The 19,000-nt window shown below is 61.9% G+C and carries 16 protein-coding genes; 7 read left to right on the forward strand and 9 right to left on the reverse strand.

All coding sequences use genetic code 11. The annotated features are described in order from the left end of the window. Window positions 1-106: 106 nt before the first annotated feature. Entirely contained in the window at window positions 107-922 is an 816-nt protein-coding gene (locus M5B97_RS02425; RefSeq protein WP_248730637.1) for an alpha/beta hydrolase, read from the forward strand. Continuing rightward, complete coding sequence (locus M5B97_RS02430) at window positions 912-2,054, forward strand: PAS domain-containing sensor histidine kinase (protein WP_248730638.1); 1,143 nt, start codon at window positions 912-914, stop codon at window positions 2,052-2,054. Before M5B97_RS02425 ends, M5B97_RS02430 begins: the two co-directional genes overlap by 11 nt. Here M5B97_RS02430 and dapF read toward each other — a convergent pair. Further along, entirely contained in the window at window positions 2,042-2,845 is an 804-nt protein-coding gene (gene dapF / locus M5B97_RS02435) for a diaminopimelate epimerase (protein WP_248730639.1), read from the reverse strand. The genes M5B97_RS02430 and dapF overlap by 13 nt on opposite strands. A 118-nt stretch (window positions 2,846-2,963) precedes the next feature. Here dapF and M5B97_RS02440 point away from each other — a divergent pair, with 118 nt between their 5' ends. Beyond that, entirely contained in the window at window positions 2,964-3,998 is a 1,035-nt protein-coding gene (locus M5B97_RS02440) for an alginate lyase family protein (RefSeq protein ID WP_248730640.1), read from the forward strand. A gap of 43 nt (window positions 3,999-4,041) precedes the next feature. After that, window positions 4,042-4,548 carry an AAA family ATPase gene (locus M5B97_RS02445; RefSeq protein ID WP_248730641.1) on the forward strand — a complete coding sequence of 169 codons (507 nt, stop codon included), beginning with the start codon at window positions 4,042-4,044 and terminating at the stop codon, window positions 4,546-4,548. Here the strand turns inward: M5B97_RS02445 and M5B97_RS02450 are convergent. From M5B97_RS02450 to M5B97_RS02470, 5 genes are all read right to left on the reverse strand, one after another. Then, window positions 4,532-4,948, reverse strand: coding sequence for an SRPBCC family protein (locus M5B97_RS02450; RefSeq protein WP_134657592.1), 417 nt, complete (start codon window positions 4,946-4,948; stop codon window positions 4,532-4,534). The two genes, M5B97_RS02445 and M5B97_RS02450, sit on opposite strands and share 17 nt — an antisense overlap. 26 nt (window positions 4,949-4,974) lie before the next feature. Then, complete coding sequence (locus M5B97_RS02455) at window positions 4,975-5,772, reverse strand: SDR family oxidoreductase (RefSeq protein WP_248730642.1); 798 nt, start codon at window positions 5,770-5,772, stop codon at window positions 4,975-4,977. 120 nt (window positions 5,773-5,892) lie between these two features. After that, window positions 5,893-7,191, reverse strand: a complete 1,299-nt coding sequence (locus M5B97_RS02460) for an FAD-binding oxidoreductase (RefSeq protein WP_248730643.1) — start codon at window positions 7,189-7,191, stop codon at window positions 5,893-5,895. Beyond that, window positions 7,188-8,276 carry a polyamine ABC transporter substrate-binding protein gene (locus M5B97_RS02465; RefSeq protein ID WP_248730644.1) on the reverse strand — a complete coding sequence of 363 codons (1,089 nt, stop codon included), beginning with the start codon at window positions 8,274-8,276 and terminating at the stop codon, window positions 7,188-7,190. The genes M5B97_RS02460 and M5B97_RS02465 overlap by 4 nt, the downstream gene beginning before the upstream one ends. A 23-nt stretch (window positions 8,277-8,299) precedes the next feature. Continuing rightward, window positions 8,300-9,670 (reverse strand): glutamine synthetase family protein, encoded by a 1,371-nt coding sequence (locus M5B97_RS02470; protein ID WP_248730645.1) that lies wholly within the window; start codon window positions 9,668-9,670, stop codon window positions 8,300-8,302. A 139-nt stretch (window positions 9,671-9,809) separates the two neighbouring features. Between M5B97_RS02470 and M5B97_RS02475 the strand changes: the two genes are divergently transcribed. Together M5B97_RS02475 and M5B97_RS02480 are read left to right on the forward strand one after the other, a co-directional pair. After that, window positions 9,810-10,706, forward strand: a complete 897-nt coding sequence (locus tag M5B97_RS02475) for a helix-turn-helix domain-containing protein (RefSeq protein ID WP_248730646.1) — start codon at window positions 9,810-9,812, stop codon at window positions 10,704-10,706. 210 nt (window positions 10,707-10,916) lie between these two features. Next, window positions 10,917-13,058 (forward strand): TonB-dependent siderophore receptor, encoded by a 2,142-nt coding sequence (locus tag M5B97_RS02480; protein WP_248730647.1) that lies wholly within the window; start codon window positions 10,917-10,919, stop codon window positions 13,056-13,058. Here the strand turns inward: M5B97_RS02480 and M5B97_RS02485 are convergent, their stop codons facing one another. The 3 genes from M5B97_RS02485 to M5B97_RS02495 form a co-directional block, all read right to left on the reverse strand. Further along, on the reverse strand, window positions 13,059-13,496 hold the full coding sequence (locus M5B97_RS02485) for a carboxymuconolactone decarboxylase family protein (RefSeq protein ID WP_123716329.1): 438 nt from the start codon (window positions 13,494-13,496) through the stop codon (window positions 13,059-13,061). 93 nt (window positions 13,497-13,589) lie between these two features. Continuing rightward, entirely contained in the window at window positions 13,590-15,035 is a 1,446-nt protein-coding gene (locus tag M5B97_RS02490; protein ID WP_134657603.1) for a mechanosensitive ion channel domain-containing protein, read from the reverse strand. A 239-nt stretch (window positions 15,036-15,274) separates the two neighbouring features. Continuing rightward, complete coding sequence (locus M5B97_RS02495) at window positions 15,275-16,141, reverse strand: pirin family protein (RefSeq protein ID WP_248730648.1); 867 nt, start codon at window positions 16,139-16,141, stop codon at window positions 15,275-15,277. 396 nt (window positions 16,142-16,537) lie between these two features. Between M5B97_RS02495 and M5B97_RS02500 the strand changes: the two genes are divergently transcribed. Beyond that, on the forward strand, window positions 16,538-19,000 hold a 2,463-nt coding region (locus tag M5B97_RS02500), incomplete at its 3' end, for a DUF6531 domain-containing protein (RefSeq protein WP_248730657.1).

Consider the following 19,000-nt stretch of genomic DNA (forward strand, 5'->3'; position numbering starts at 1 on the left):
TGAAGGCGCCGACTTTACCTTATCGGCGCTATAAGGCGTGACCCACGGCACGCTACTCACTAAACTCTCGCGCATATAGCACTAAGCCATAATCGAGACCGCACCCATGGACCTAAGCCACCGCAACAACATCAGCGTGATGGGCAACGGTTCCGCGACCCTGGTGTTCTCCCATGGTTTCGGCTGTAACCAGGCAATGTGGAATTACCTGGCCCCGTATTTTCTCGAGCAGTTCAGCGTGGTGCTGTACGACCTCGTAGGCGCCGGTCTGTCGGACCTGGATGCCTTCGACAAAAATAAATACAGCGCGCTGGACGGCTACGCCCGCGACCTCAACGAAATTATCGAGGCTTACGCCCAGGGCTCGGTCATTCTGGTGGGCCACTCGGTCAGCGCAATGATCGGCACCCTCGCCGACCGCCTGGCGCCCGGACGCATTGCCGCTCATGTGATGATCGGCCCTTCGCCATGCTATATCGACACCGACGGCTACGTGGGCGGCTTCAAGCGCAGCGATATCGATGACCTGCTCGACACCCTCGACAGCAACTACCTCGGCTGGTCCAGCGCCATGGCACCAGTGATCATGGGGGCGCCCGACAAACCGGCCCTCAGCACGGAACTGACCGAAAGTTTCTGCCGCACCGAGCCTGACATCGCCAAGCAATTCGCCCGCGTCACCTTCCTGTCGGACAATCGCCAGGACGTGCTCGGCCTGAACGTGCCGGTGCTGATCCTGCAATCGAGCGATGACCTGATCGCACCCGTCGCCGTAGGCGAGTACCTGCACAGCGTGCTGCCCACCAGCACCTATCACCTGGTGGACAACGTCGGCCACTGCCCGCACATGAGTGCACCGCAGGCCTGTGCAGCAGCAATGGAAGCATTCCTGGCGCCTTGGGCGACTGCTGATGCTGTCTGACCTGTTCGACAACGCCGCTTGCGCCTTGGCTGTCACCGCTGAAGACGGAACGATCCTGCACGCCAACGCGCGCTTCGGCGACTGGCTCGGGATGAGCAACGCCGAGTTGTGTGGCCGACGCTTCCAGGATTTGCTGACCATGGGCGGGCGGATTTTCCACCAGACCCACCTGGCACCCATGCTGCGCATGCACGGCAGCGTCACCGAAGTGAAGCTCGACATCCTGCATCGCGACGGCCACAAAGTGACTGTGCTGCTCAACGGTATCAAGCGCGAACTGGCTGACGGTGCGGTATATGACCTGGCCCTGTTCGGCACCACCGACCGCGACAAGTATGAGCGCGAGTTGCTCAATGCACGCCACATGGCCGAAGCGCTGCTGCAGGAAAAAACCGCCGCTGAAGTTGCCTTGCAGGAAGCCCAGGCTGAGTTGCACGAGGCCTATGCGATCGTCCAGCGGCGTGCATTGTTTGCCGAACAGATGGTGGCGATTGTCAGCCACGACCTGAAAAATCCCCTGACCGCCATCCGCATGGCCTCCGACTTTCTCGGCCGTGGCGAACGCACACCCAGGGAGCAACAACTGCTGGACCATATCAGCCAGTCTTCCGAGCGCGCCCAACGCATGATCGCCGACCTGTTGGACTTCACCCAGGCCCGGGTCGGCCAGGGCATCACCATCAAGACGGCGCCGCTGGATTTGCATGGCGTGATTCATCACGCCGTGGATGAATTACGCGTGGCGTTCCCCGCGGCCACACTCGAACACAGAGCCGAGGGCCAGGGCGATGCCTGCCTGGACGCCGACCGCGTGCAACAGATCATCGGCAACCTGGTGGCCAATAGCGTGGCGTATGGCGACCTGCAGCAGCCGATCACCATCACCTCGCGCCTGGGTGATGGCGGCTGTGAAGTGGCGGTGCACAACTATGGCGCGGTGATTCCCGAAGCGCTGTTGGCCGGGCTGTTCGAACCCATGACCCGTGGCACCGATGAAGGCAGCGACGTACGCAGCGTGGGCCTGGGCCTGTATATCGTGCGCGAGCTGGCCAGGGTACATGGTGGGGATGTGGCGGTGAATTCCAGTGCGGCCGAGGGCACGACCTTTACCGTGAAGTTTCAAAGCACGTAGACACTGCCCTGCATGATCGGCTCAACGCTGCCGGTCAATATCACCCCGCCTTGCCCGTCCCACTGCACCGTGACGGTGCCGCCGTCGCACTGCACCTCAACCACGGCATCCAGCAAGCCGCGCCGAATACCGTTGACCACCGCCCCGCAGCAGCATGAACCGGATCCCAGCGGCACGCCGCCACCGCGCTCCCAGATGCGCAGGCGGATGTGGTGACGGTCCAGTACCTGGACGAAATGGACATTGGTCCTGGCGGGAAACCACGGGTGAACCTCCAGCGCCGGGCCAACCGCCGCCACGTCGATGGCAGCGATGTCGTCGACAAAATACGTGCAGTGCGGGTTGCCCATGCTGCACGCGGCCGGCTCGCCGTCGATGGCCAATGAGCCGGTGTCCATCGCTGCGGCAAGCGGCACGGCGGCCCAGCCCAGTGACGGCTCGCCCATATCCACCGACACCTGCTGCCCCGGCGCGCGCGTGCATGTAAGCAGGCCATGGTCAGTGCGTAACACAATCGACTGCGTACCGGCTTCATGCATCAGGCGGTCGGCCACCCCACGTGTCGCGCTGCCGCAAGTCGCCAGCGGCGTGCCGTCGGCGTTCCAGAATTTGATGCGGGCGGCGGCATCGTCGCAATCGAGCACCACGGCGAGCTGGTTGAAGCCGATGCCCGTGTGGCGGTTTCCCAGGCGACGGGCGATCCGGGCGGTGATCGGGTCGTCCTGGCCACGCCGGTCGACGATGATGAAATCATCGCCATGGGCGTGCATCTTCACGAACGGCAAGGGCATGAACGGTCCTGTCAGCGAGTGGGCGGTAAGCGCCAGCATACTGAGTCGCGGGGAGTTTCATCAAACCCGATCCGGTCCCATGCTAGCGTGATCGCGTTGCAGCCCAGCCGAGCGTTTCATGAAAAAACACCTGATCGCCTTAACCGCGGCCCTGGCCGTGTTATCCCAAGGGGCCATGGCGGCCAATCTGTGCCAGCCGCTCGCCGCCAGTCCGAATGCCAAGGCGTTGCTGGCTGCCGCGCAACGGCACTTGGCCGACACCCCCAGCCCGTTGCCCCATGTGCACACCGAAGGCACCTTGCCGAACCAAGGCATCCGCGAGCAGAGCATCGTCGCCGAAAAGGATTGGCCGATCATGCGCCAGGCTGCACTGGCCTGGCGCATCAGTGGCGACCCGCGCTACCTCAAGCAAGTCGATGATTACCTGGCCGCCTGGGCCGACGTGTATCAGCCGGATTTCAACCCGATCGACGAAACCAACCTCGACATGCTGATCGGCGCCTACGCGCTCACCGCCGACCACCTGCGCCTGGAAACCCGCGACGCCAGCCGTCGCCTGATCCAACGCCTGGGCAACGGCTACATCGCGCATATCCAGCAATTCCACGGCGCGAAGAAAGGCACCCAGACCAATAACTGGCAGAGCCATCGCATCAAGCTGGTCACCGTAGCCGCCGCTGCACTGAATGATCGGCCGATGTTGGAACAGGCTCTGCAACTGTTTAAACAGCAGATCGCCGACAACGTCCTGCCCGACGGTTCGGTGACCGACTTCCAGGACCGCGACGCCCTGCATTATGTGGTCTATGACCTCGAACCCCTGGTGCAGGCCGCACTGGCGGCCAAACCCTACGGCATCGGCGGTGACTGGTTGAGAATCGGCGCCAACGGCAGTTCCCTGGGCGCTGCGCTGGACTGGCTGGTGCCCTATGCCAACGGCGAGCGCAGCCACCAGGAGTTCGTGCACACCCATGTGCAATTCGACAAGGACCGCGCCAACGCAGGTGAAGCCGGGTACAGCGGCACCTGGCAGCCCAGGAGCAGCGCCACACTGTTCTGGTTGGCGGCGCAGTTGGACAGCCGTTACCTGCCAGTGGCCAAACAGTTGGTAGAGCACCCGGCGGACTGGATCGGCGCCTGCTATTTGAAGTAGACGCCGCTAGACTGGCTGCGCTTACCCCTGCGAAGGATCGACCATGCTTATTGTATTCAGCGGCCTGCCCGGCACCGGGAAGACCAGCATTGCGCAGAAACTGGCACACCGGACAGGTGCGGTTTACTTGCGTATCGATGTGATCGAACAGGCGCTGCGCGAGGCGGCCGTATTGGCCGGCGATGTGGGTGCCGGCGGTTACCACGTGGCGAATGCGCTCGCACTGAGCAATTTGCGCCTGGGGCTTGGGGTGGTCGCCGACTGCGTAAACCCCGTCGAAGAAAGCCGCAAGGCTTGGCGGGAGGTGGCGGTGGCTGCCAATGTCGAGCTGATCAACATCCAGGTGATCTGCTCGGACCGCGAGGAACACCAACGTCGTGTGGAAACCCGGACAGGCGATATCCCAGGGCTGACGCCACCGACCTGGCAATCGGTAGCAGCCCATGAATACGCGGCCTGGGCTGAACCGACGTTGACCCTCGACACTGCGAACGTCACGCCGGCCCAGTCAGTCGCGCTGATCCTCGAACGTCTCAGTCTGGGAAATTAGCGCGTAGCGCCTCGAGCCCACCGCGGTAGACCCCGGCAAACAGCTCTTCTGCCTGCGCGTCCGTGGTACCGGCCACCGGGGTGAATACGCCGGACCAGGTCACCTTCGCCGACGTGTCGGTCAAGGCTTCAACCTGCAAGGTCGCCAGGTAGGCCGACACCGGGAACGGCGACTGCTCGATGGTGTAGCTGTAGGTACGCGCCACGTTATCAAATGTCTGCAAGCGCTCGACGATCACAGCGCCATCGGCGGCTTGCAGATGACGCACGCGACCACCGTCGCGCGCTTCGCTCTTGACGATGAATGGCAGCCAGTCGGGCAGTGAATCGAAGCCACCTATCAATTGCCAGACCTGGTCGGCCGATACCGGGATTTCAATTACAGAAGACGCTGTTGGCACGGGTAATACTCCATTCCAGAAAAAATTCAGATCGCCATGCTGTCGACGACACCACCATCGACCCGCAACGCCGCACCGGTAGTGGCGGACGACAGCGGTGAAGCAATGTACGCCACCAGGTTCGCCACTTCATCCACATTGGCTGCGCGCTGGATAATCGAAGTCGGCCGGGCGTTTCGCACAAACACATCCGCTTCATCCCGGGCACTGCGCCCGGATTTGGCCGTGGCGTCCTTGAGCATATTCTCCAGGCCATCGGTGAAGGTCGGTCCCGGCAGGATCGCGTTGACCGTCACACCAGTGCCCGCCAAGCGTTTGGCCAAGCCATGGGATACCGCCAGGTTGGCGCTTTTGGTCACGCCATAGTTGATCATGTCGGCCGGGGTCGCCACGCCGGACTCCGAAGACACGAAGATTACCCGGCCCCAGCCCTGCGCCACCATGTCCGGCACATAGTGCCGCGCCAGGCGTACACCGGAGATCACGTTGACTTCGTAGAAGCGCGTCCACTCGCTGTCCGGCGCGTCGAAGAAGTCGACGTCGTTGAAGATGCCCAGGTTGTTGACCAGGATGTCGGCACGCGGCTCGGCGGCGAACAGTGTCGCTGCGCCTTCCTCGGTGCCGAGGTCCGCCACCACCCCACGCAGGTCCGCTCCCGGCACATCCTCGCGAATGCTCGCCAGTGCGCCGTCGACCTTGCCCGCTTCACGCCCGATCACCACTACGGTGGCGCCGGATTGCGCCAGGGCCCGGCCGATGCCCAGGCCGATCCCGGCAGTGCTGCCGCTGACGATAGCGACTTTGCCACTCACATCAATGTTCATCATCGAAATCCTCACGTTTGCTCAAACAGGCTCAGGGTCGTTTTGACCATTGAGAAGATCCTAGACGGCGCCCATCGGACCGTCCAAGACATACTTCGACAAACTTGAGTCCCACAAGGTCTAATTATTTACCAGACCTCGCAAACGCAACCACAGCATGCCCAATGCCAGTAAAGGCGAACGCAACAGCTTGCCGCCCGGGAAGGTCATGTGCGGCACGCGACTGAAGAGGTCCAGGCCCCTGCTCTGCCCGGCATGAATACCCTCGGCCAGCAAGCGTGCGCACCAATGCGTCACGTTGAGCCCATGCCCGGAATAGCCCTGGGCATAGAATACGTTGGGGTACTGCTTGAGTCGCCCGACCTGGGGAAAGCGATTGGCGGTGATGCCGATCTTGCCGCCCCACTGGAACTCAATGGCGGTATTGGCCAACTGCGGGAACACCTTGAGCATCTTCGGTTGCATATAGGCGGCGATGTCGGCCGGGTCGCGTCCCGAATAATGACACGCGCCCCCGAACAACAGGCGACGGTCAGCTGACAAGCGGTAGTAATCCAAACCGATTTTCTGGTCACACAGGGCCAGATTCTGCGGGATCAGTTGCCTGGCCACTGCCTCGCTCAACGGTTCGGTGGCGATAATGTAGCTGCCCGCCGGCAGTACCTTGCCGCTCAGGCGTGGTTCCAGTTCGTCCAGATGTGCATTGCACGCCAGCACCAGGTGGGAAGCGCGCACGGTGCCGCCCGCGCAACGCGCGCGTACCGTGTCGCCGTGGATCAGCTCCAGCACGGGGCTGTGCTCGAAAATCCGCACCCCCAGGGCCTCGGCCACCCGGGCTTCGCCCATTACCAGATTGAGCGGATGCAAGTGCCCGGAGCCCATGTCCACCAAGCCCCCGGCATAAGCCGTGGAGCCCACCACCTGCGCCATATCCTGCGGGCCTACCAGATGGGTTTCAGGGCCGTACCCCAGCTTCGCCAGGTTGTCCTGCTCACGCGTGAAGGCGGCAAATTGCGCCGCCGTGTTGGCCAACTCGCAAAAACCCCAGCGCAAGTCGCAGTCGATGCGGTGCTCGCGGATGCGCTCACCCACCAGCGCCACCGAATCGATACCGGCCCGTTCCAGGTAACCTACCCCCTCCTCACCGATGTACTTGGCGAACCCCGATACATCGTGGCCGATACCGCGAATCAACTGCCCGCCATTACGCCCACTGGCGCCCCAACCGATGCGCCGGGCCTCCAGGAGGATCACCGAAAGCCCGCGCTGGGCCAGTTCGATAGCGGTGTTGACGCCGGTGAACCCACCGCCGATCACACAGACATCGGCGTGGAGGTCGGCGGCCAACGCAGGACGCTCAGGCATGGCATGGGCCGTCGCCCGGTAATAGGAGCGGGCGTGTTCACTGGACTGCATCATTTATTGGTCTTCACTTTGCTCCAGGCGCGGGTCATCAGGCGCATGGTGGCCGGGCTTGGCGTGGTGGAAATATAGAGTTTGTCGAGCACTGCCTGGGGTGGGTACACCTCAGGGTTGTTCACCAGCTCCGGAGCCATGAACGGTTTGGCCGCTGGGTTGGCGTTGGCATACCCGACCGAGGCACTGACCTTGGCGATCACCTCGGGGTCCAGCAGGTAGTTGATGAAGGCGTGGGCTTCTTTCACGTTGCCGGCATCGGCGGGAATGGCCAGCAGGTCGAACCACAGGTTGGAGCCTTCCTTGGGAATCGAATAGGCGATGTTCACTCCGTTCCTGGCTTCCTTGGCGCGGTTGGCGGCCTGGAACACGTCGCCGGAATAGCCGAACGCTACGCAGATATCACCGTTGGCCAGGTCCGAAATGTACTTGGAGGAATGGAAATAGGTGATATACGGCCGCAGCGTCAGCAGCTTGGCTTCGGCCTCCTGGTAATCCTTGGGGTTCTCGCTGCGTGGGTCCTTGCCCATGTAGTTGAGAATCGCCGGGAACAACTCATCCGCCGAGTCGAGGAAAGCCACACCGCACTGGTTGAGCTTCTTGATGTTTTCCGGCTCGAAGAGCACCGCCCACGAGTCGATATGGTCGATGCCCAGCACTTGCTTGACCTTGTCGACGTTATAGCCGATGCCGTTGGTGCCCCACAGGTACGGCACCGAGTGCGCATTGCCCGGGTCGTTTTTCTCCAACAGCGCGAGCAGCTTGGGATCCAGGTTCTTGAAGTTGGGCAACTGCGCGCGGTCGAGCTTGAGGAACGCCCCGGCTTTCACCTGCCGTGCCAGAAAGTGGTTGGACGGCACCACCACGTCATAGCCGGTGCGCCCGGCCAGCAGTTTGCCCTCCAGGGTTTCGTTGGAGTCGAACACGTCGTAGATCACTTTTATCCCGGTCTTGGCCTGGAAATCCGCCAAGGTGGTCTCGCCGATATAATCGGTCCAGTTGTATACGCTGACCGTCGGCGCGGCCTGGCTTGTGCTGCTGAAAGCGGCCACCAGGGCCAGCGGGAGAAGCTTTTTCACAAGACGCATATCGACACCCCTTTTTGGTTTTTTTAGACGCTCAACAGCAGGAATTCACGTTCCCAGGAACTGATCACGCGCTTGAAATTCTCATGTTCGGCGCGCTTGACCGCGACGTAGCCCCGCACGAATTTATCGCCTAGGTACTGCTTGACCGTGTCGCAATCCTCCATCCGCGCCAAGGCATCTTCGAGGGTGAACGGCAGGCGCAGGTTGCGTCGCTCATACGCACGGCCTTCGACCGGTGCGCTCGGCTCAATCTGTTCGACCATGCCCAGGTAGCCACACAGCAAGCTGGCGGCAATCGCCAGGTAGGGGTTGGCATCGGCGCCGGGCAGGCGGTTTTCCACGCGCATGGCGTCGGGGCTGGAGGTGGGCACGCGTAACCCGACGGTACGGTTTTCCTCGCCCCACTCGACGTTGACCGGCGCCGAGGTGTCCGGCAAAAAGCGCCGGAACGAGTTCACGTTGGGTGCGAACATTGGCAGCAGCTTGGGGATGTACTTCTGCAGGCCGCCGATATGGTGCAAGAACAGCGCGCTCATCTTGCCGTCGGCGTCGACGAACACCGGCTTGCCGGTGGCAATGTCGACCACGCTCTGGTGCAGGTGCATGGCGCTGCCCGGCTCGTCGGCCACCGGCTTGGCCATGAAGGTAGCCGCTACGTTGTGCTTGAGCGCGGCTTCGCGCAGGGTGCGCTTGAACACAGTGATCTGGTCGGCCAGGTCAAGCGCGTCACCGTGGCGGAAGTTGATTTCCATCTGCGCCGGGCCGTCTTCGTGGATCAGCGTGTCGAGGTCCAGGCCCTGGGCTTCGCACCAGTTGTAGACGTCCTCGAACAGCGGGTCGAATTCGTTGGCGGCGTCGATGGAAAACGACTGGCGGCCGGTTTCGGCGCGGCCGGAGCGGCCCACGGGGATTTTCAGCGGCAGGTCCGGGTCTTCGCAACGCTGGGTCAGGTAGAACTCCATTTCCGGCGCGACGATGGGTTGCCAGCCTCGGTCGGTGTAGAGCTGCAGCACCTTTTTCAGCACGTTGCGTGGCGACAGTTCAATGGGGTTGCCCTGCTTGTCGAAAGTGTCGTGGATCACTATCGCGGTGGGTTCAATGGCCCATGGCACGACATAAAAAGCGTTGTACGCCGGGTTGGACACCGGGCGGCACACCATGTCGATATCGGCCGGGTCGAGCAGGTCGTAGTAGATATCGTCGTCGACAAAGTCCCCGGTCACCGTTTGCAGCAGCACACTTTCCGGCAGGCGCATGCCTCGCTCATGCAGGAACTTGTTGGTGGGCGCAATCTTGCCGCGTGCGATGCCAGTCAAATCACTGATCACGCATTCGACTTCGGTAATCTTGTGTTCTTTCAGCCAGGCGGACAGCTGATCGAAAGGGGCGTTCATAAGGACCTCGTCATGGGTTGGCTGCACACGCCGGCTTGTACTCCCGGCGCATTGAGGTCTATCTTGGGCCAGCCTTCAAAGGGCATCTATCCACTTTGCACGAACCACAACGCACCAATAGAGTGCGCCAAGGTTACTCATGACACAGGCGACAGCTTTGCGCGTACAGGCCTTCACCACCGGTGATGTGGCCGCTCAATGCAATGCGACACCCGGCTGGGTGCAGCAGTACCAGCAGATGTCCCCGGGGCATTTTGCCGGGCAGGTGCGCTACCTCGACCTGCAAGGTGTGCAGGTCTACGAAGAGTGCATGAACACCCGCGTGGAGCAGCACTTCAATGCTCCGCCGGGCTCGTTGGCGTTCTGTTTCGACGGCAGCGAAAACGTGCTGTACATGCTCAACGGCGAAAGCCGCAACACATGGATTACCCCGGAAAACTACCGTGAGGTGGCCGTGGTATTCGGCCCGCAGTTCGTGCAGCGCCAAGGGCTGGACGTGGCGAAGTTGGACGGTTTGTTCATGGCGCCGCTGACCTGCCAGCAGAATGCGCTGTTCACCCGTTGGCTCAGTGGCACGCTGACGCGCCTGTCCGCCGTCAGCGACCCCATCAGTCGCGACGCCCTCACCCAACAACTGCTCGACGACTGCCTGTTCATTCTCGACAACGCCTGCGTATGCCTGGACGGCAGTTCGTTGCAACGCCGCAGCGAAGAGCGCCAGTTAATGGCCCGCATCGGCGAATGGGCGGCGGACGCACCGGACGAAACCGTCAATCTGCTGGAACTCGCCTGTATTGCAGGGGTGCCGCTGCGTCAATTGCAGCAAGGCTTCAAGACCTACACCGGGATGAGCCCGGCACAGTGGTTGCGCTTGCGCCGGTTGAACGGGGCACGGCGGGAGTTGTTGAATTCGCGGGGAACGACCGTGGCCGAAGTGGCAATGAATTGGTCGTTCTGGCATTTGGGGCGGTTTTCCAACAGCTACCGGGCGTTGTTCAAGGAATTGCCGAGCGAAACCCTCAAGCGCCACTGTTGAGTGCTGGAAGAAAACTGTAGGAGCGAGCTTGCTCGCGCCCCCCCCCCAACAATAACGCGTGTTGCCTGAATCAACGCAGCGCCTGTGAGTGCTTCGCGAGCAAGCTCGCGCCTGCAAAAAGTCTTGCCTGACTGATATTTAGGCTTGCCCGCCAGCGTATTGCCCCCTAGTTTATGCGCCCCCCCGCCCCGCGCTTTAAGGCCCTGCCCCATGGTTTTGCGTTTTCGTCCCGTCGTCCGTTCTCATTTTGCCCTCGGCTTGCTGCTCAGCGGCGGTATCGGCAATAGCCTGGCGGCTGAAATAGAGCTGCCGGCGGTGCAGGTCCAGGGCCAGGAAGTATCCGGTTACCGCAGCGACACGGCCTCGGTCGGCGGCTTCGCCGAGGCGCCACTGCTGGACACCCCGGCTTCGATCACGGTGATCAACGCCAGCATGCTCAAGGACCAGCAGGCCCGCCTGCTCAGCGAAGTGCTGCGCAACGACGCTTCGGTGGGCGACAGCTATGCGCCCATCGGCTACTACGAAAACTTTGTGGTACGTGGCTTTTCGCTGAACGCGGCGAGCAGCTACAAGATCAACGGGCGCACCGTCACCGGCGAGCAGAACGTCGCCCTGGAAAACAAGCAGCAGGTGGAAGTACTCAAGGGACTGGCCGGGTTACAGAGCGGCATCTCCGAGCCCGGCGGTGTGATCAACTATGTGACCAAGCGCCCGGAGGATGTGCGTTCGGTCACCGTTTCCAGCGACGACCGGGGCAGCGGTTATGTCGCCTCCGACATCGGTGGCTGGTTCGGCAGCGAACAGCAATTCGGTCTGCGCGCCAACGTGGCCCATGAAGACCTGCACACCTACGTGGAGCATGCCAACGGCCAGCGCGATTTTGTGTCCCTGGCTTTTGACTGGAATATCAGCCCCGATGCCGTGCTGCAACTGGATGCGGAATACCAGAACAAGCAACAGCGCTCGGTTCCGGGCTATCAACTGCTCGGAGGCACCGAGGTGCCCCATAATGCTTCGCCCAGAAAACTGCTCGGCCATCAAAGTGGCGGCCATCAGGTCGGTATCGATTCGTTGAACCTCAACGGCAAGTTTGAGTACCGTTTCAGCGATCAGTGGACAGGCGCCGTCAGCGCGGCACGCAGCAAGGTGGTGATTGACGATTACAGCGCCTTTGCCTGGGGCGGCGACACGACGGGCGTCGGCAACTATTTCTCGGCTCAAGGCGATTACGGCATCTACGACTATCGCAGCCCCGACGACACGCGCCGCAATGATGAAGTGCAAGCGGCCATGACCGGGCTGTTCGACACAGCGGGGCTGGGCCATGAGCTGACCTTCGGCACCAGCGCGTTCCGACGGGTGATCGACAAGCGCGAACCGGTCAACGCGTACATTGGCAGCGGCAATATCAACGAAGAGGCCCCGAGCTTCGTACCCACCGACGCGCCGTTGAACGACAGCCACCGTAACCTCGACAGCCGCCAGTACGGCCTGTTCGTCACCGACCGTATCCGTTTCAACGAACAATGGCAGACCCTCATCGGCGGCCGTGAAGTGCGCCTGGATGAGAAGGCCTTCGACAGCGATGGCAATCAAGCCCGCCATACCCGGCAGTATGTGTTTCTGCCCCAGGCGTCGTTGATCTATAAACCGATTGAAAACATCTCGCTGTACACCAGCTACAGCAAGGGCCTGAGCCTGGGCGGCACGGCACCGTGGTTTGCGACCAATGCCAATGAAACCCTGGCACCGACCACGTCGCGGCAAATCGAAGCCGGTGTGAAGTACGACTGGCGCCGCATCAGCTTCGCCGCCGCCGTGTTCCAGACGCGCCAGGCCTATCAGTACGCCAAACCCGAAGGTGATACGTTCACCTACGTGCAACAAGGCCAGCAACAGAACACCGGGCTGGAGTTGTCAGCCAACGGCTGGGCCACCGACCGTCTGCAAATCGCCAGCAGCGTGGCGGCGATTCGCGCCCGGGTGAACGGCAGCGGCACGCCGGACTATGAAGGTCATCAAGCGATCAACGTGCCCAAGCTGCGCGCCAGTGTGTACGCCGACTATGCCTTGCCCTGGGTAAACGGCCTGGCGGTACTCGGCGGCGTGCAATACAGCGCCAGCAAATACGCCAATCGCACCGGCAATGTGGAGGTGGGGGATTATGCGGTGGTCAACATCGGCAGCCGCTACACCACCCGGTTCGACGGCTATGAAACGGTGTTTCGCCTGAGCGTCGACAACCTGTTCGACAAGCGCTACTGGCGCGACGCGGGCGAGTACCTGGGCGATGACTACGTGTTTCAGGGCGCGCCCCTGACGGCGCGCCTGAGTGCCTCGGTCAACTTCTGATTACTTGGGCATCTTGCGAAAACCCACCGCCAGGCGGTTCCAACTGTTGATCGTGTTGATCGCCAGGCTCAGGTCGACCTGTTCCTGCGGGCTGAACTCGGCAGCGAGCGCGGTGTAGTCGGCGTCGGCGGCGTGGGTCTGGCTGATCAGCGTCAGGCTTTCGGCCCAGGCCAGTGCGGCGCGTTCACGTGGGGTGAAGAACGGCGTTTCACGCCAGGCCGACAGGGTGTAAAGGCGGCGCTCGGTTTCACCGCCCTTGCGTGCATCGGCGGTGTGCATGTCGAGGCAGAAGGCGCAGCCGTTGATCTGCGACACGCGCAGGCGCACCAGCTCCAGCAGCGGCAGTTCGATGGACAGTTTGCCGACGGCGGCTTCCAGGGCAAGCATGGCTTTCATGGCATCCGGGGACGCGGTGTAGAAATCGGTACGGGCCTGCATGGTGATACTCCGGAACGGTGGGATGGGTGAGCAGATTAGTCACCGCGGCGTCCCGGAGAAATAGCCAATTCGGGCGAAGAACAGGTGACCAATCTACAGCCCACGGTTCCTTAGCCACTGCAGGAATCCGGTCTTCACCGGCGCGACCGGCGTCGCTTGGGTCAAGGTCTGGGCGGCGTGCAGGCGGAAGTCCAGCAACGCTTTCATGGCCTCGCTGATGTCGTGCCGCGCGTCCAGGCAAGGCTTGAGGTATTCCTTCTCGACGCGATACAGGGTGCAGTAGGTCTTGGCCAGGAAGTCTGCGGGCACCCCTTGATCGGACAGAATCCCCGCCTCGCCAATCACCTCCCCCGGCCCCATGCGCCCGGCTTCGAATTTATGCCCGTCCTTGGTCAGCATGACCGACACCACACCGGAGGCGACGATGAACAAATGGTCGCTGACCTCTCCCGCCGGCAAGATCATCTCGCCGCTGCGGAAGGCGTGCAGGACCATGTTCTGGCTGAAGGTGTCCTTTTCTTCCTGGCGCAAGGTGGAGAAGATCGGCGACCGCTCCAGCAACGCCCGGGCCCCGGAGGCCAACGTCGGCGCGCTGCTTTCGGTGGCGGACAACAGGCTGACACCCGCAGCCTGCAGGTGACGAAACGCCAGGTCATACAGTTGGTTGCGCACGTCCCGCTTGAGGCCCATGGCGGGCACAAAACCGCTGATTTCATACTCGACGCCGCCACTGGTCGAGGTCTTGAACGCGACACTCGGTGCCGGCGTGGCCAGCAACGGCCGGCACCCCAGCATCGCACGCTCCAACGCCTCGATTACAGTTTGCGGGCGCGCATGGGGGCTCACTTGCAGGCTCACCGCCAACCCGAACATGTCCGCCGGGCGTGAAAAGTTGATGATCTTGGCCTTGGCCGCCAGGGAGTTGGGAATCACCGCCATGCTGCCCTGGGAGGTTTGCAGGCGTGTGGCGCGCCAGTCGATATCGGTGACACGCCCTTCGGTGCCGTCGATGGAAATCCAGTCATCCAGCTGATAAGGCTTGGTGGTGTTGAGGACGATCCCGGAGAAGACGTCGCTCAAGGTGCTCTGCAGCGCCAGGCCGACGATGATCGCCACCGCGCCGGAAGTGGCGAGCACGCCCTTGACCGGCAGATCGAGTACGTAGGCCATGGCGGCGATAATCGCGATCAGGAAAATCACCGCGCCCATCAGGTCCTGCAGCAGTCGCCCGGTATGACCGACCCGCTGCATCATCAAGGTGCCGAGCAATACCGTGAGGGTCCGGGCCGCGAACAGCCACCAGCCGATCTGCAGGGCCGTGGCGGCCAGGTGCAAGGCGGTATCGTCGGCATAGGGGGCCAGTTGCATGGGGTTCATGCCGTCGTTGAACAGCACGGCACTGAAGACCGCGAAAATCACCAACCGCGCCGCCAGCTTCCAATTGGCCAGGTTGACGGAAATAAGCCGCCACACGGCGATGTCGATAAAGATCAGCGCCAACGCGCAGAGCATTGGGTGATCAGCGATAAATGAGGGCATCAAGGCGACTCCAGGGTACATGCCGAGAAGATCGCATGAATTGGAGACGTCGGGTATAGCGCCGGATAAATTGTGAGAGCGGGCTTGCTGTGGCGAGGGAGCTTGCTCCCGTTGACTGCGCAGCAGTCTCCGGCTCTATGGGGGGCGCTTCGCACCCCAGCGCAAGCAAGCTTGCTCGCCACAAAAAAGGCTCCCAGGCCACCACAAGCCCGCTCCCACAAGGGGGTTACTACAGACCGTCAGCGTTGCATTTGCCCAAACTTGCCCGACTGGAAGTCCGCAAATGCCTGGTGGATTTCCTGCTCGGTGTTCATCACGAACGGGCCGTGGCCGACGATAGGCTCGTCGATCGGCTCGCCGCTGAGCAGCAGCACCTTGGCGTCGTCGTTGGCCTCCAGGGTGAGCTGGCTGCCATCGCGCTCGAACAAGGCCAGTTGGCCTTGGCGCGCGACTTCCTCGCCGTTGACCAGCACGGTGCCGCGCAAAATCACCAACGCGGTGTTGCGCCCGGCATGCAGGTCCAGCGTGACCGTTTTACCGGCGTTGAGGCGCAGGTCCCACACGTCAATCGGCGTAAAAGTGCGCGCCGGGCCTTGGGTGCCGGCGAACTCACCGGCAATCAGGCGCAATTGCCCGGCACCGTCGGCCAGCGGCAACACCGGAATGTCACCATCGACGATGGTTTGGTAGCCCGCGTCGGCCATTTTGTCCTTCGCCGGCAAGTTGACCCACAGTTGCACCATCTCCAGCGCCCCGCCGCTACGGGCGAAAGCTTCGGAATGGAACTCCTCGTGGAGGATGCCTTTAGCCGCCGTCATCCATTGCACATCGCCAGGCCCGATTTTGCCGCCGGCCCCCGTGGAATCGCGGTGCTCGACTTCACCGTCGTAGACAATGGTCACGGTTTCAAATCCGCGATGGGGGTGCTGGCCGACACCGCGACGGTGTTCGGTGGGGGTGAAATCGGCAGGGCCTGCGTGGTCCAGCAACAGGAATGGGCTGATGTGCTTGCCCAGGGTGTCGTAGGAAAACAGTGTGCGCACCGGGAAGCCGTCGCCGACCCAATGGGCGCGAGGGCTGGTGTAGATACCGATCAATTTTTTCATGGTGTACCTCCAAAGTGCATACACCTTAAATCTGATACCAATTGAGCGCTAGATAGCAATTACAGCTCTTACTGTCCTACAGATAAGACAATAAATCGGCTTTCTTGGAAAAACGGTAGCGCAAGACAGCGCCCCCATTACGGATGAGCAGCGCCAGGATGGGCTTGGGGCAGCCTTTGTACTGTGCAGTCCGTCGCTTGGTTGGGAGGAGACAGAGGCTATCGAAACATCCCACGCAACCGCCGGATAAGCTCTACTCCCCTGCCCTGAAAACCTCTGCAAAGTCCCTCGCCTGATTTCACAGTGCGAGGGATTGCAGATGATTGATCGATTGAAGGCTCCAGTTGAAGGGGCTGTGTTTTGAACCCGGCCATCGGCAGGCTCGCCCTGATCCCGATGGAGGCGCAGACCGTCGATGTTGAAAGCGTCTTGCGCGGCTTCCGTGAATGCCTGAATACATTTGACGGCTGGGCTGAGAGCTTCTGGAGCTCAGGGGCGCTGGATGTCGAGCAGGTGTTCAAGGCCGGTGACGAGGTGGCGCTGGTAGCACCGGTTTCGTCCCAATCACCGAGTTCCACGGTCGCCGTGTGCAAAGCCCAGGGCTCGTTGACCCTGGTGCATATGTTCGAAAGCACGCAGTTCGTGCCTATCGGCAATACCCCCGTGATGCTGCAAGCCATTGCAGCGGATGGCAGCCCGATCGGGCCACCCCTCCACGACACCATCGGCCCCAGCGGCATTCTTGAAGTCACAGGGTGCACCCGCGATCAGCGCTATCAAATCACCTTCTATCCCAACGTTTCCAAGGATCACGTCAAGACGCTGTATGCGTCTTATCAGTCGGTGGTCGACCGCTTGGAACTTGGCTTGCGCGAACAGTGGACGAGTACTTTTCAGTCCCAGTGGAAAGCCTACACCGACGCCACACCGCTGAACCGGCGCCGGATGGTGGAGGCATCGTTCGTTAATGGCATCGGCAAGGCGCTCTACAGCCTGTGGGACAACATCACCCAGCTCTATGACCTGCTCGCCGACATCCCGCTCAACAGCGAAAAGCTGCTGCATTACCTCTCCCAAGCCGAACTCGATGAACTGCTGAAAGTGGGCAAGGACGCCATTGCCCACGGCCTGCTCGTGCTCAGCGATGAACCGCTTTTGTTTATCTGCCTGTCGGCCATTGTCGCCTGGATACGCATGCTGCCGCCGCCAGACATGTATGAACTGCTGGGTGAAATCACCGGCGAAGTGTTGATCAACCTGTTTTTGATCTGGGCCACCCGGGGCATGGGCGTGAAGCTTCGACTGGGTGCCCAAGTGCTGGGGCATATCAAGTCCGGGCGAGCGCGCAGTTGGCTGCAAACGCTGGCGGAGCAACTGGTGGGACCACGCCTGGAGCCCCATGCCGAAGCGCTGAAGCCGTTGTTGCTGGGCAGTGTGGCGACGCCGATCAAGACGGTGCCGGTTGGGCCGTTGAAGGCTGGGGATCATCTGGTTTCCAACCCGGTTCCGGCGGTTCGCAGCAAGTCGCAAAAGACCGTGCTGATCAGACAGGAGCCTGTCGACGATGCACCGGTTTCGGCGAAAAACCCACAGGGCGACGCCGCCGCCAGTGCGGACAAAACCGCCTCCCATGGCTGCCCGGTGTCGATGGTCACCGGCGAGGAATTACTGACCCTCACCGATGGCACGCTGGATGGCGTGTTGCCGTTTGAGTGGACGCGGCTGTACCGCACCAGTGCCGTGGAGGTGGATTGCGGGCTGGGGTTTGGCTGGAGCCATGCGCTGGCGCACAGGCTTGCGGTGTCGGGCGATTCGGTGCTGTGGACGGACCATGAAAACCGCTCCACTGAGTTTCCACTGCCCACTGAGTTACGGCCTGCAATCACCAATAGCCTGGCCGAAGCGGCGATCTATCTAGGCGCTCTGCCCGATGAGTTGGTGCTGGCCCAGGCGTCGCGGTTCTACCACTTTCGCGACGGTGTGCTGACCGCCATCAGCGATGCGTACGACAACCGGCTGCGCATTGTGCGGGATCGTTCGGGGCGCATTGAGCGGTTGGATAACGGCGTCGGCCGCTCGCTGTGTTTGCGCTATGAGCTGGGCCGCATCGTGGCGGTGGATTATCAGGTTCAGCGCGCCAAGGGGCATGAGTCTTTCGCCTGGGTGACAGAGCAGACCGTTGTTTCCTACGCCTATGACGCTCTTGGCCGACTGGTGTCGGCGACCAATGCCGTCGGTGAGTGCGAGGTTTACCGGTACGACGATCAGCACGTCATTCTTGAGCGGCAGTTGGCCGGCGGCGCGACTTTCTACTGGGAGTGGGAACGGGCAGGCAAGGCGGCGCGGTGTGTCCGGCATTGGGCGAGCTTCTCGCAGATGGACGCGCGTTACGCCTGGGGTGACGACGGCCAGGTCACCGTGTTTAACGCCGATGGCAGCCAGGAAGTCTACGTGCACGACCAGCGGGCACGCCTGGTGCAGCGTATCGACCCGGACGGCGCCGAGCATTTCAAATCCTATGACGCCAAGGGCCGGCTGACGGTTGAGCAAGACCCGCTGGGCGCGGTGACGGCCTATCAGTACGACGACGCCGGACGCTTGGTGGCGATGTTTCCGGGGGATGACGAACCGACGTCCTACGAGCATGACAACGGCTTCGTACGCGTGGTGCGGCGGGGCCAGGCGGTCTGGAAGTATGAGCGCAATGATCAGGGTGATGTGACACGTCGGATCGATCCCGATGGCCACATGACCGACCACAGCTATAACAAGCGCGGGCAACTGACGAGGGTTTGCTATCCCGATCACAGCTGTCATCGGCTGGTGTGGAATGAACGCGGGCAGTTGCTGGAAGAGCAA

Origin of the sequence: Pseudomonas sp. MWU13-2517, assembly GCF_023242545.1 — a bacterium.
Classification (GTDB): domain Bacteria; phylum Pseudomonadota; class Gammaproteobacteria; order Pseudomonadales; family Pseudomonadaceae; genus Aquipseudomonas.

Excerpts from the sequence above, each read along its gene's own strand:
- M5B97_RS02425 (WP_248730637.1), top strand. The coding sequence starts at position 107 with ATGGACCTAAGCCACCGCAACAACATCAGCGTGATGGGCAACGGTTCC.
- M5B97_RS02430 (WP_248730638.1), top strand. The coding sequence starts at position 912 with ATGCTGTCTGACCTGTTCGACAACGCCGCTTGCGCCTTGGCTGTCACC.
- dapF (WP_248730639.1), bottom strand. The coding sequence starts at position 2,845 with ATGCCCTTGCCGTTCGTGAAGATGCACGCCCATGGCGATGATTTCATC.
- M5B97_RS02440 (WP_248730640.1), top strand. The coding sequence starts at position 2,964 with ATGAAAAAACACCTGATCGCCTTAACCGCGGCCCTGGCCGTGTTATCC.
- M5B97_RS02445 (WP_248730641.1), top strand. The coding sequence starts at position 4,042 with ATGCTTATTGTATTCAGCGGCCTGCCCGGCACCGGGAAGACCAGCATT.
- M5B97_RS02455 (WP_248730642.1), bottom strand. The coding sequence starts at position 5,772 with ATGAACATTGATGTGAGTGGCAAAGTCGCTATCGTCAGCGGCAGCACT.
- M5B97_RS02460 (WP_248730643.1), bottom strand. The coding sequence starts at position 7,191 with ATGATGCAGTCCAGTGAACACGCCCGCTCCTATTACCGGGCGACGGCC.
- M5B97_RS02465 (WP_248730644.1), bottom strand. The coding sequence starts at position 8,276 with ATGCGTCTTGTGAAAAAGCTTCTCCCGCTGGCCCTGGTGGCCGCTTTC.
- M5B97_RS02470 (WP_248730645.1), bottom strand. The coding sequence starts at position 9,670 with ATGAACGCCCCTTTCGATCAGCTGTCCGCCTGGCTGAAAGAACACAAG.
- M5B97_RS02475 (WP_248730646.1), top strand. The coding sequence starts at position 9,810 with ATGACACAGGCGACAGCTTTGCGCGTACAGGCCTTCACCACCGGTGAT.
- M5B97_RS02480 (WP_248730647.1), top strand. The coding sequence starts at position 10,917 with ATGGTTTTGCGTTTTCGTCCCGTCGTCCGTTCTCATTTTGCCCTCGGC.
- M5B97_RS02485 (WP_123716329.1), bottom strand. The coding sequence starts at position 13,496 with ATGCAGGCCCGTACCGATTTCTACACCGCGTCCCCGGATGCCATGAAA.
- M5B97_RS02490 (WP_134657603.1), bottom strand. The coding sequence starts at position 15,035 with ATGCCCTCATTTATCGCTGATCACCCAATGCTCTGCGCGTTGGCGCTG.
- M5B97_RS02495 (WP_248730648.1), bottom strand. The coding sequence starts at position 16,141 with ATGAAAAAATTGATCGGTATCTACACCAGCCCTCGCGCCCATTGGGTC.